The following is a 13,281-nucleotide window of genomic DNA, read 5'->3' as shown; positions in this document are numbered from 1 at the left end:
ATCAATTGCTTAAATTTTAATAAATATTTTTCGTCGGTATAAAAATGCAGCCACTAAAAAATTTAAGAAAAGGAAAAGTAATGAATAAAATAGTCCTATGTTTTGTGGACTAAAACCTCCAAATAAATACTCTGCAATTGCAACTCGCAAGACATCTTGTGATCCATTAGGTAAAGAGACAACAAACAAGGATTGAATTTTCAGTAAAATAACATGAAAAATAAAAATAAATAATGCATTCATACCCAAAATCTTGAATGGTAATGACCATTTTTTATAACCTAATACGTCAATAACAAAAAAACACATGCTAAAAACAATAAGTGAAAAACCACTACTCCATAAGACGAAGGTGCTTGTCCATAAATTTTTATTAATTGGAAAGTTATAACTCCATATCCATGCTATTAAGAGAGATAATATCCCTATTGAAATCATGATGATACTTTTCTTTTGCTTACTGAATGATGTCAGCAAAAAATGTCCGGATAAAAGTCCAAATAGTGTAGTGGCGCTCGCTGGGATAGTACTTAATAGGCCTTCAGGGTCAAATGTTTTCGATAATAAACGTGTAGGAGAAAGCAGCATCTGATCAACATAGCCAGGCCAGTTTCTTATCATGCTTAATTGATCAGCGCCAGGCACAGGGATTGGAATCTGAGTCAGAAAATACCAATAGCCTATAAGAATACCAAAAAAAATAATAATTTGTGTTTTAACTGATGTATGAAGATAGAGAAGTGCACAAATGAAATAACAGGCAGCGATACGCTGTAGAATGCCATAAATCCGTAAGGTTGATAACTCAAAATGAATTGGAAACATATTGAGAAAAATTCCAAAGAAAAATAAAAGAAGCGTGCGAGTAAAAATACTTCTATAAAGTAGAGCCTTGCTCTCCTCTTTTATATGTCTTTTCAGGCTAATAGCTGTAGTGATTCCTACTATAAATAAAAATGCAGGGAATACTAAATCGGCTAAAGTACATCCATCCCATTCAGCATGTGTCAGTATAGGGTAGGAAATTCGAGTCCCCTGACTGTTGACCAAAACCATTAATGCCATGGTCAATCCACGAAAAACATCTAAAGATAAGATACGGCTGGCTTCAGTTGAGTTACTGCTCATAGGGTCTTCTTTAAAAAACAAAGATCATATCAGGATACTAACTCGTCTTCAAACCACACACAGAGACATCCATATGATACACATAGTGCTTGATAATTTGTTCTGCTTGTTCGCAAGTTAATGGCTTACTAATTGCTCCCTCCATAAAGTAATGTTGACAATCATATTTTACAACATCAGCTTCAAAACCAGTTAAAGCAATTATAGGAACATGGTATTGAGTATTTTTTTCTTTTTGGCGCAACTGCTTTGCAACAACATAACCTGAAGAGTCTTCCAATCCAATATCCATCAAAACTAAATCATATTTTCCTGGATGAAATAATTTTATTGCGCTATCAGCTGAGTCTGCTATATCAACTTGGCAATGTAATGCAGTCAATAGAGCTTTCTCAACGTTTTGCGCGATGACATTATCCTCTACCATAAGCACTGTGGGTAAGTAACCGTCTTTTTTTAATAAATGCTCAGTCTTTTGATTATTTTCATCTAAAACATCAAAATGGGTTTCAAGTTTCTGATTTAAGATTACATCGTTTAAAATAACGATTAAACCAATTATTTCATTGTTGCGATTGTGCATAGGTATGCGAGATGCGAGGAAGTAAAAAGTCTTACCTGAGCTATCCTCAATCGGTTTTTCTGTTACGTTATGTTGCGGAGTGTCTGAAAAAATTACTGTCATATCATCTAACTTCAACTCTTCTATTCGCTTCTTATTCCAATGAGCAAGACGCTCCATTTGCTGATAAGGAGTGCCTTTTAAATCCTTGAGTGTATTTACCCCTAATAATTTGATGAAATTGTTATTACATCCTTTTAGATTGCATTCAGTATCCACCCAATAAACAATATTGGGAATTGAATTGATAATTTCCATGTAATATTGATGTATGGAATCAATATCTTCTTGAGTCCTATTTTTAGTATGAGAAGACATACAAATGCTCCCAGAATTTATATTTTGCATGTAAATTATAGTACAGATTAATTATTTTTAATTTTTAAGGTAATCTACAACGATTTACTCTACTAATAAAAAGAGAAAGTTTTTTGTGAATTTCATGTACAGTGAGAGCTCATCACATAACCAAGCGACGCATCTGAATGAAGCAATCTGGTTAGCTCTTACAATTAGTTTTTACTTAATGGCATAATTATTAAATTTAGTTTTTGTCTTCAATAGTTCCAGCTTGCAGTAGGCAATAATAGAATCATAAATATGATTACACTGATAGGTGACTTGGTTAAACTTGCATTTTGCTTAATTGATTTGTGATACTCTTTAATCCGCCACCTTTTCTGGCACACTTCATAATGACGTTCGGCACTACTTAGCATATCATTTGAAACAAGATAGATAATTCTTGTTGAACCGTTTTCGTTTTTTGAAAATCTTTTTCGGAGCCTACTGGGAAGTCTAAGCCTTTAAGCCAGACTGTGTGGGCTACATCCTCTTCAATCTCTAAATTTTTTATTTGTTGGTAGTCCGTTTTCGGCATCGTTTTCAGATAAAGCTAACGTACGGTTAGACTTGTTTCCAATGATAAACGATTTTTGAAAGCCTTTATGGATGTGAACCATATTGGCCTTCAAGCCAAACAAGTTGTCCGCTAGAACCTAACCGACTTTTTACATAGTGCCAAAGTGATTTTGAACCAAAATCCTCAAGACGAAGAAATCGTGTTACTTTGTCATAAGTATAAAGATCCATCAACCAAATCAGATACCCCTGTTGCTGTGACATATTTGCTTTGGAAAATCAAATAATCACTATAAAAATCAAGAATATTCATTGAATTCCCTCTCTAAAATTAAGGGAGGAATTCTAATGCTTTATATTCAAACTGCAATTTCATGTGTGTAACATGAATTATACATCAAAATTAATCCCTACTGTGCCCATGTTGTAATATTGATGATCTATTTTCACCAGCCAAGGAGCAGTAGCCGCATGTCCTGGGGCCATAGTGGAGCCAAAAGTATAATTAGTTTCAGAGAGGTATAAAAATCTATATTCAGCAAAAAGACTTGTATTAGGACTGAAATCAAAACGTAAACCAACTTTAGGTTGAACGGCAAGTGCTACGTCTTTATCGTTGGGATCCGCATTGTAATGGTTAAGTCCAGGTTCTGCAGGACTAAGCTGAACTGCACTAGCTTTAGAAATAGATACCAAAGCCGAGCCTATACCAACCCCCGCGTAGGGTTTAAAGTAACCAAATAGGGAATTGTTAGCATTCAAGATAGCATTCACAAGAAAGACACCTGTCTTTACGGGATAGTGAACAAGAAAATCATGTTCTTCGATTCTGGTCGTATCATTACTGAAATCGTGACCTTCTATATCAGCGCCTCCCATGTAGTAACCTTCTAGCTCTATAGCTGGTGTTACAGGTATATGCATCCCTATAGTATTAGGCCATGCAAACCCAATATGACCTCCTACCATTCCCATGGAGCTGCTATCCGATTTACCAAAGGCATTAATGGCTAGAGGACCGCCATCGGCTTCAAACAAAAAAGCTGTTCCAAATTGGCTGATATTAGTACTTGTTAACCCACCGGCACCGCCAAAAGCTCCTAGGTAGATTTTGCCAGCTGGTTCAACCGCAGCAGGACCCATCGCCCCACTGTAAGCGATTGTGGCTGACAATGCCAATAAACATCCGTGAAAAACTTTACTCAATAGTTTTCTGTTTAGTTTATCCATCTATATTCTCCTTGATGACTCTATCCACTCCATATGCCAATAAATTACCCTTTCGTTATGGAAAAGAGAGAGTAGCACATTAACCCTCTGATTTTCCACTGAAAAAATTAGAAATTAATATAAAACCATTGAAAAAAAAGTTAGAAATAATCGAAAAAATTTTGAAAAATTTCAAGATATGATGGAAAAGGAGTGATTTAATAAAGCTATCAATTTAAAGTTGCCTGAGAATAACAAAGCATTGCTCGAACTGAGGAAATCTTTTCAAGAAAAGATGTGTCTTCCACATATACAATATGATTCTGCAGCCGATTTATCTTGATACATATTTACACTAACTAATAACCCATTCAATTTGCTGTTTTAAATCAATCGAAATCTCTGACAATTCTTCAAGACCATAATCCATATAGGGATTTTCAATGGCACTATTATCTGCTTGATGCTGTATAATTTTTTTATCACGCTCTTGGTGTAACCATAAAATCTGTGGTTTAAATAAATGAATAATTCCTTCGACCCATCGGTCAAGCACTTGCCAATAAGGATCATCGTTCAAAGTCATTTTATAATGTTTTAGTAGACGGGCACTATTCTCTGCATTATACCAAATTTCAGAAGTTACCCAGCGATTGACAGTGAATAAACGTATGGGCTGCCCTATTTGATTCATTCCAATAGCTATTAAATGAGTCATAGGGTTATCAATATATTTATCCCAATCGGCTAAAGGCGCTGGTTTTATATATTTAGGTATATATTTATAACGTAAAAAACAATGGAAATGACCATGCTCCGTATTTTCATAATTTTCTCGATGGCAATGATAAAAATATTGAGCGCCTGTTTTATGATCAATGCGATCCCCGTGAGGATAGTGGCTCATTCGTTCAAAACGTCGTTTCTTTTTTAAAGTGTAATGAAGGATGCTTTTATCCTTCTTTGTCATCATTAATTGCTGTGACTCTAAAACTTGTTTGGCATAATTCAAATAAATCTTTTTATGCCAATTGCTCAGCTGGGGTAATGAAAATTCTAAATGCGTCATCATGTCTTTTACTTCATAAAGGAAAGCAAAAAAAGAAGAGGTAGTAAAAAACTACCTCTTTCTAGAATCAAAAGCTACAGATTAGCTGCCAGAGCAACCGCCACAGCCTTTGCAACCTTGACAACCTTGACAGCCTTTACAACCTTTACAACCTTTGCATCCATTGCAAGTACTTGTTGTAGTAGATGCATCATCTGCATAAGCAACAGATGCTACGGGAGCTGCCAATACAGTTAGTAAAGCAGCTACAGCTATTGTTGATTTTTTCATAATTTTACTTCCTTGATAGTTAATGATTTTTTAACCCATTTAGATATTAGCAAAGAAATTTAGGTTTTTCTTCTTTTTTAAAAAAAAGTTTGTTTTTTTATGCATTGTTTATATGACAAATAACATCATCAATAATCCTTAATGCAGGAGAATTATGACAGCTCTTTTTTTGAAACCAGTAGAAAAAACTTATCCAGCATTTTAGTGCTTAAAATCCATTTTAAAAAGAGCATGAAATAAGCTGGAAAAGTTACAGGATACTTAGCCTTAGGTCTTTGAGATTCGATTGCATGAATCAATCTATGAGTTACTGCATCCGTTTTTTGAGTAAAAATCGAGTCAGTTTTTTTCTGCTTAAACGTTTTTAGCATGCGTTCATACTGCTTGCTGAAATAGCTATTTCGTATATCGATGTTATTTAAAGAATTATCAACACAATTATCTCGAAAACGACTTTCTATAGGACCGGGCTCTATAGTGATAACATCGATACCTGATGATTTTAATTCAAGTCTTAGAGTATCACTTACACCTTCTACTGCATACTTTGATGCATTATAGGCACCCCGGAAAGGCATACTGATAACGCCCAAAATAGAGCTTACATTAATAATTCGTCCATATCCTTGCTTACGCATGACTGGAATTACTAGATTAGTGAGCTCAACCAACCCGAAAACATTCGTTTCAAATTGGGCACGTAATACATCCCGAGAGATATCTTCCAAAGCCCCCGCTTGACCATATCCTGCGTTATTAATTAAAACATCTAATCGCCCTTCTGTTTTAGCCAATACTTCAACAAACGATTTTTGAATAGAAAATGAATCCGAAACATCCAGTTGAACTGCCTCTATTCCCTTATCTAATAATTTTTGGACGTCCTCAACTTTCCTGCATGATCCAATGACTTTATGTCCTCTTTCCTTTAAAGAAAAAACAGCATCGAAGCCAATTCCACTGGAACATCCGGTAATTAAAATGACTTTTTCCTTCATAAATCTTATCCAAATTGCTCAGAAAAACTATTTATAATCTATAATTCTTAATGTAACAACATAATATGGGGTTGCATCATGGAAAAAATTAGCATCCGAAGCTATAAAATATTCTCAATTACCATCCTATCATCTGCACTATTGATAGGTTTTTTATACAGTAGTCTTGCTAAAGCCAATTCAGAATCATTACGGCCTCCGCCTCAGCAACTTGCCTATTTTATTGGATATCATTCAGGTAGCTATTATGGAGCTCCCCGCTACCACCATCGTCATTACAGAAATACTTATTGGACAGGCTGGAGATATATAGGTCGTGGTTGCCGTAGCAACTGTCTCATTGATCGTTGGAGTGGCCGTGCAATTAAGTGTAAAAGAATTTGCCGCTAATAAAAAAGTAACCAGAGTTCTTACATAGCCTGTAATTTTTCTTGGGTATAAGGCGAAGGTTATGCAAGAACTCTATTATATTCTGACTAAGAAAGCTTAATCAAAGATACAATTACCATTATAAACATAATATTAGGCAAAATAATCAACCAGACCTTTAAGTACTTTTTTATTTTTTACGGGTGTTATGCCTGTTTCGTCTTCTAACACAAGAGCTGCTTCATCCTGATGGCCACTACTTTGTTGGGGACTTTGGTGTGCACTGGAATCAGAGTCAATGTGTACTTCAGATAAATTTAAACCTTGTTCGGCCATCATTGCCTGTAATTTTGGCAGCGATTGATCAATGATATCTCGTATTTGATGTGTATGGGTGATTATATTTACTGAAGCCGAATCATTTTTTACCTTAATACAGATTTCTAACGGTCCTAAATCTTCAGGATTTATCTTAATTATTGCACTTTTAACTTCTTGCTGACCAAGCCAGATAATATGATCTGAAAATTGTTTTGACCATTCAGGTTTATCAATTTCTATTGCCATAACCAGCGGTATTACCGAAGCTTTAGGTGCTGTACCTATATTAGGCGTATGATTTTCCATGGGTATATTAATGTGCATCTCATGAGTTAATATATTATCCAATGTATTATCCACTGACAGCGGTTTTACACCATCAGTATTTTCACTTATAACAGTAGATAAAGGAAAAGTTGATGGATTATCTTTTTGATTCCCTATTTCAATAGGCAAAGGTTGTAATAAAAGAGTCGGACTTATCTCTTTCACTCCTTCTTTATTTTCTGAATAGCTGAGTTTAGCTACAAATAATTCTTTTGATTCTATACCTACTTTGGGGGATGTAGGACTTCTTTTATTATTTTTAGCGGTTTCGAAAGAATTTAACAATGTGTTTTTTATAGTTTGTTGTGAGCCAGAGTTGTGAACAAATGCAGCGTCTTGTAGCAAATTATTTTTATCTTTAATTTCAGACTCAGGTTGTTGTTCATCTCGAGTCAAAATATTTTCCAGAATATTTTGATCTTCATTAGCTTGTACTTGAGTTTCGTTCATTGGTGCTGTCTTAAATGCAGTTTTTCCTTCATTTTGTTCCACAGCAACATCTCTATTTACTGCGTCAATCGAATTGCATTCTTGCTTAGTATTTGTCTGATTCATTTTGATTTCGTGCTGATAATATTGAGAGTTAATCCAAGAGACAGCAACATTGCTTTCCATTTCATTTGTTGGTTGTTCTTCACTCTTTTTTTCTATGGCAGCCTCAGATTCTAAATCAATTATTAGATTAATAGAGTCTTCACTAGGTTGTTGATTTTCATCTATGAGTTGAGCTGAGCCCTGCTCTGCTTCTTGCAGATTAGTCTTCTTGGTCACGACATGAGTTAATAAAGAAATAAAAGCATTTGGATCCTTGAGCTCAACAGTTGGCAAAGCATTTTGTATCTCATTTTGTAATTTTTCTACAGAATCCGTCAAAATTTCGCCGTCTAGGGTATTAGAGAAAAGGTCAACAACTCCTAATGAATTCGATATTGCTTTACTCAAGTCGGTCATTCCAATTCTCCTTAATTTTACTTAATTAAAAAGCAATATCCATACCAATTGATAATTTTATGCTAAAACAATTAAGTTTTTGTTAATAAACTTTACTTGAGTGTAAAGCTACACAAGGAGTCTATTTTCCACCCTTATGAATAATGCTAACCTCTCTTCACGTAAATTTTAAGAGCAATTCCCATGCCTTTATTTCAAAAAAAATATACGCACAAATCAGCCTTAGATAAAATCAAAGAAGCTAAAAATTTATTGACTCACATAGAGCAAGAAAAGAAATTTGTGTTTTTTGCAATGCTGCAGATTCGTATCGATGAGTTTGAATTAGCACTTAAAGACGATATAAATCTCAGTGAAAAGCAACAATTGTTAGAACAATATAATCAATTTGCCAAAACAGTATATTTATGTTTATCACATCCTAGTCTTACAGGTTTTTATATAAGCATTTATCATAATCAAAAATATTATCCGGTAGGAATTAGCGAAGTAATCGAAGAGCCCTTTCGGTATAAAATATCACTTACTGCCGCTATTTTAGGATCAGCACTTATTTTGGGGTCTTTTGCCGCGTTTGCGTTTAATCCATTGATAGGTGCCATTTTGCTTCCAATTGGCATTGCGCTATTAGCCCCCGCTGTGGCTTCTTTGTTAACTCCAGATCCTTTTAATACAGTACCAAAAAAACTCGAAGAGAAAATGCTTTTTCAAACTGGCGCCAAGTTAATTGATCCTTCTTTATCTTTTGATGAAGCCCAAGGGTATGAAGGACAGCTCCAATCCAACTCAATCTAAAAAGTTATGACCTAATTTGATAAGAACTCATGGAATTTTCTTAAAATTGAGCTATCATTCAGTTTTTGATTTTCAGGAGCTCCTTATGAAAGTGGGTCGTGACAGCTTATCAACAAAATCTCAATTACAGGTGGATGGGAAAACTTATCATTATTTCAGTCTTAAAGAAGCCGAGCAAAAAAATTTTAAAGGAATCAGTCGCCTTCCTTACTCGCTTAAAGTTCTTCTTGAAAATTTACTACGTTTTGAAGATGACAATACGGTTACTACTAAAGACATTAAAGCAATTGCAGACTGGGTGCATAATAAAACATCACAACATGAAATTGCGTTTAGACCCGCACGCGTCCTGATGCAAGACTTCACTGGAGTTCCTGCTGTAGTTGATTTAGCAGCAATGCGTGCAGCGATTGTTAAGATGGGCGGTAATCCTGATAAAATTTCGCCGTTATCTCCAGTCGATCTGGTCATTGACCATTCAGTTATGGTTGATAAATTTGGCAGTAAAGATGCTTTAGCTGTAAATACAGAAATTGAAATGAAGCGGAACAATGAGCGCTATGAATTTTTACGCTGGGGACAAAAAGCATTTGATAATTTCCAGGTTGTTCCTCCTGGAACAGGTATTTGCCATCAAGTAAATCTTGAATACTTAGGAAAAACAGTATGGAGTAGTACTGATGATGGCAATTTATATGCATATCCCGATACTCTAGTAGGTACAGACTCTCATACAACCATGATTAATGGCTTAGGCGTATTAGGATGGGGCGTTGGTGGTATCGAAGCAGAAGCAGCTATGCTCGGACAACCTGTATCGATGTTGATTCCAGAGGTTATTGGATTCAAATTGCATGGAAAAATGAAGGAAGGTATTACTGCAACCGATCTGGTACTTACCGTAACACAGATGCTCAGAAAGAAAGGCGTAGTCGGCAAATTTGTTGAGTTTTACGGCCCTGGTTTGAGTGACTTACCCCTGGCTGATCGCGCCACAATTTCTAATATGGCTCCGGAATATGGTGCTACCTGCGGCTTTTTCCCAGTAGACAAAGAAACCATCCGCTATCTGGAGTTAACTGGACGTGACAAGCATACTATTGCATTGGTTGAAGCTTACGCTAAAGCGCAAGGCATGTGGTATGATAAAGACAGTAAAGACCCAGTATTTACTGATACTCTAGAACTTGATTTGAGTACCATTGTCCCCTCATTAGCAGGACCTAAAAGACCACAAGATAAAGTAACGTTAAATACGTTGCCCGTAGAATTTGATTCGTTCCTTAAAGAGTCTGGAAAAGATCAGGAAAAAAATACCTCTTTCCCAGTTAAAGATCACAATTTCCAAATGAAACACGGCCATGTAGTTATTGCCGCCATTACCAGTTGTACAAATACATCAAACCCAAGTGTACTTATGGCAGCAGGCTTGGTGGCTAAAAAAGCAATTGAAAAAGGACTGCAGCGTAAACCATGGGTTAAATCTTCTTTAGCCCCTGGCTCTAAAGTAGTAACAGATTATCTCAAACAAGCGGGATTACAGTCTTATTTAGACCAATTGGGTTTTAATTTAGTTGGCTATGGCTGCACTACCTGTATTGGTAACTCTGGTCCGTTGCCTGATACCATTTCTCACTGCGTCAGTGATAATGATCTTGTTGTTTCAGCCGTTTTATCAGGAAATCGTAATTTTGAAGGTCGTGTACATCCGCAAGTCAGAGCGAACTGGTTGGCGTCTCCTCCTTTAGTTGTTGCCTATTCTTTATGCGGTACCACCACCATTGATTTAAGCAAGGATCCTCTAGGAAAGGACGAGAAAGGTAATGATGTATACCTGAAAGACATTTGGCCTTCCAATGCTGAAATTGCTGCTGAAGTATCTAAAGTAACTGGAGGCATGTTCCGTAAAGAGTATTCTGAGGTTTTTCTTGGTGATAAGTACTGGCAAGCAATTAAAACAAGCAGTGGAAAAACCTATGAATGGGATGCTCATTCAACATACATTCAGCACCCACCATTTTTTGATAATTTACAAGCAAAACCTGACTCAATTAAACCAATCAAACACGCTTACATTTTGGCTTTATTTGGTGACTCAATTACCACAGATCATATCTCTCCGGCGGGCTCAATCAAGGCTAACTCTCCAGCGGGTTTGTATTTAAAATCTAAAGGAGTTGATGAAAAAGAATTTAACTCTTATGGTTCTCGCCGAGGTAATCATGAAGTGATGATGAGGGGAACTTTTGCTAATATTCGTATTCGTAATGAAATGACTCCCGGTCAAGAAGGTGGCATCACACGTTACATTCCTTCAGGGGAAGTAATGCCTATTTATGACGCAGCGATGCTTTATCAAAAAAATAATCATGATCTCGTAGTGATTGCAGGTAAAGAATATGGCACAGGTTCTTCAAGAGATTGGGCGGCAAAAGGAACAAACTTACTTGGCATCAAATCAGTACTTACTGAAAGTTTTGAGCGCATTCACCGGTCTAATTTAATCGGTATGGGTGTTTTACCTTTACAGTTCTGTGATGGCATGAGCCGTAAGACCTTGAATCTGAAGGGGGATGAACGTGTCAGTATTGAAATATCTGATTCCTTAAAACCCGGCGCAATGGTGCCAGTAACAATTGAGCGTGCTGATGGTAAAGTAGAGCAGATTAAAGCATTATGCCGTATCGATACTGCTGACGAATTAGAATATTATAGAAATGGCGGTATTCTACAATACGTTCTCAGAAACCTGTGTGCTTGATATGATAATGATACGCTCTCAGTTGGACATTTTGTCCAACTGCAGTGTCAGACTATTAAATCATACCTATAATCATCGTTTTGTTTGGGCCAAAAGCCCAATCTACTTTTTATTTAATTTCCATAAATGAAAATAGTACTCCGCACCCAAAGTTTTTGGCGGCTTTCTGATACCGCATTTGTTAAGGATTTATCATGAATCAACCAAAAAAGGTTCTAAGTGTATTTTCTTTAGTAATGATTAATGTCATTGCTGTTGATAGCTTACGTACCCTTCCTATTAGCGCCAAACTCGGCCTTACCTTAATTTCTTATTATATTGTAGCAGCGTTTGCTTTTTTTATTCCTGTATCTTTAGTGGCAGCTGAATTAGCAACAGCTTATCCCGAAACAGGGGGGATTTACGTGTGGGTTCGTGAGGCATTTGGTAAGCGTGCCGCTTTCATCACTATTTGGCTTCAGTGGATATATAATGTAGTTTGGTATCCTACAATACTTGCTTTTATCACAGCCACCCTATCGTATTTAATTACCCCGGAATTAGGAAATAATAAGTATTATTTGTTAGGTACAGTGCTCATTCTGTTTTGGGTGTTTACGCTACTTAATTGCTTCGGAATGAAAATATCAAGCATAGTCAGTACTATTGGAGCAACAATAGGTACAATATTTCCCATGCTTTTTATTATTGTCCTCGCCGCGCTTTGGATTATTCAGGGAAAGCCTATGATGGTTGGTTATTCCTCTACATGGTTACCTGATTTCAGCTCTTTAGGTAATTTGTCGCTTTTTGCAGTGGTATTATTTGGTCTACTCGGCATGGAAATGTCTGCAGTTCATGCCGAAGAGGTTAAAAACCCTAAACATGATTATCCCAAGGCCTTGTTTTATTCGACTATTTTAGTTATATCTACACTTTCTTTAGGCTCATTAGCTATTGTAGTTGTAGTACCTAATGAAAGTTTGAGTGTTGTCTCTGGACTTATTGATGCCTATGCTGTTTTTTTTAAATCATATAACATGCCCTGGATGACTTCAATCATCGCGCTTCTAATTATTCTTGGGGGATTAAGCGGTGTTTCTGCATGGATTATCGGCCCTACAAAAGGATTGATGGTTTCAGCCCGCGATGGCTCCTTACCTGAAAAATTTGCATATACCAATAAATTCGGAGCCCCAACAACCATTCTTTTTTCCCAAGCCATTATTTTTACTGTATTAAGTTCTGCCTTTATTTTATTCGATTCCATTAATGCAGCCTATTGGATGCTTAGTGATTTATGCGCTCAAATGGCCTTATTAGTTTATGTTTTTATGTTCGCTGCGGCCATTAAATTAAGATACAGTAAACCAGATCAACCACGGGGTTACACAGTTCCAGGTGGAAATATAGTGATGTGGTTCTTATGTGTAATTGGCATTGTCTGTTGTCTTAGCGCAATTATTATTGGTTTTGTACCTCCAACACAAATACCCATAGGGAATGTATTTATTTTTGAATCATTTTTAATTGGCGGATTAATTTTATTTGTATTAATTCCTTGGTTCCTTGCTAAAAAGCATTAAAGGATGAAACACTGATTCAAATTACATTACCTAAT

At 36.1% G+C, this 13,281-nt stretch carries 11 protein-coding genes and 1 pseudogene; 4 read left to right on the top strand and 8 right to left on the bottom strand.

Translation table 11 applies throughout. The features are described from left to right. Positions 1-9: 9 nt before the first annotated feature. The 7 genes and pseudogenes from Ltuc_RS05555 to Ltuc_RS05530 form a co-directional block, all read right to left on the bottom strand. Complete coding sequence (locus Ltuc_RS05555) at positions 10-1,128, bottom strand: acyltransferase family protein (RefSeq protein ID WP_058520311.1); 1,119 nt, start codon at positions 1,126-1,128, stop codon at positions 10-12. Between the two features lie 37 nt (positions 1,129-1,165). Continuing rightward, a complete protein-coding gene (locus Ltuc_RS05550; RefSeq protein ID WP_058520310.1) occupies positions 1,166-2,068 on the bottom strand; it encodes a response regulator in 903 nt (300 codons plus the stop codon). A 201-nt stretch (positions 2,069-2,269) separates the two neighbouring features. After that, a pseudogene (locus tag Ltuc_RS15860) lies at positions 2,270-2,924 on the bottom strand (hypothetical protein). A 77-nt stretch (positions 2,925-3,001) separates the two neighbouring features. Next, entirely contained in the window at positions 3,002-3,841 is an 840-nt protein-coding gene (locus Ltuc_RS05545; RefSeq protein ID WP_058520309.1) for a porin family protein, read from the bottom strand. A 334-nt stretch (positions 3,842-4,175) separates the two neighbouring features. Next, positions 4,176-4,892, bottom strand: a complete 717-nt coding sequence (locus tag Ltuc_RS05540) for a DUF6969 family protein (protein WP_058520308.1) — start codon at positions 4,890-4,892, stop codon at positions 4,176-4,178. A 78-nt stretch (positions 4,893-4,970) separates the two neighbouring features. Beyond that, the gene (locus tag Ltuc_RS05535; RefSeq protein ID WP_058520307.1) at positions 4,971-5,159 is read right to left on the bottom strand and encodes a hypothetical protein; all 189 of its coding nucleotides are present in this window, start codon (positions 5,157-5,159) and stop codon (positions 4,971-4,973) included. A 152-nt stretch (positions 5,160-5,311) separates the two neighbouring features. Further along, positions 5,312-6,157, bottom strand: a complete 846-nt coding sequence (locus tag Ltuc_RS05530; RefSeq protein WP_058520306.1) for an SDR family NAD(P)-dependent oxidoreductase — start codon at positions 6,155-6,157, stop codon at positions 5,312-5,314. A gap of 78 nt (positions 6,158-6,235) precedes the next feature. Between Ltuc_RS05530 and Ltuc_RS05525 the strand changes: the two genes are divergently transcribed. Continuing rightward, positions 6,236-6,547, top strand: coding sequence for a hypothetical protein (locus tag Ltuc_RS05525; RefSeq protein WP_058520305.1), 312 nt, complete (start codon positions 6,236-6,238; stop codon positions 6,545-6,547). Between the two features lie 132 nt (positions 6,548-6,679). Here Ltuc_RS05525 and Ltuc_RS05520 read toward each other — a convergent pair whose 3' ends face one another. Then, positions 6,680-8,125: a flagellar hook-length control protein FliK gene (locus tag Ltuc_RS05520; RefSeq protein WP_058520304.1), complete on the bottom strand. Its 1,446-nt coding sequence runs from the start codon at positions 8,123-8,125 to the stop codon at positions 6,680-6,682. A 183-nt stretch (positions 8,126-8,308) separates the two neighbouring features. Between Ltuc_RS05520 and Ltuc_RS05515 the strand changes: the two genes are divergently transcribed. The 3 genes from Ltuc_RS05515 to Ltuc_RS05505 all read left to right on the top strand — a co-directional run bounded on the left by Ltuc_RS05515 (position 8,309) and on the right by Ltuc_RS05505 (position 13,246). Continuing rightward, positions 8,309-8,920, top strand: a complete 612-nt coding sequence (locus tag Ltuc_RS05515; protein ID WP_058520303.1) for a lpg1689 family Dot/Icm T4SS effector — start codon at positions 8,309-8,311, stop codon at positions 8,918-8,920. An 85-nt stretch (positions 8,921-9,005) separates the two neighbouring features. Further along, complete coding sequence (gene acnA / locus Ltuc_RS05510; RefSeq protein ID WP_058520302.1) at positions 9,006-11,681, top strand: aconitate hydratase AcnA; 2,676 nt, start codon at positions 9,006-9,008, stop codon at positions 11,679-11,681. Positions 11,682-11,875: 194 nt separating this feature from the next. After that, positions 11,876-13,246, top strand: a complete 1,371-nt coding sequence (locus Ltuc_RS05505; protein WP_058520301.1) for an APC family permease — start codon at positions 11,876-11,878, stop codon at positions 13,244-13,246. Positions 13,247-13,281 lie beyond the last annotated feature (35 nt).

This window comes from Legionella tucsonensis (assembly GCF_001468035.1).
Taxonomy (GTDB): Bacteria; Pseudomonadota; Gammaproteobacteria; order Legionellales; family Legionellaceae; genus Legionella; species Legionella tucsonensis.
The sequence above is the reverse complement of the archived record's forward strand: the minus strand, read 5'-3'. Positions and strand labels throughout refer to the sequence as shown.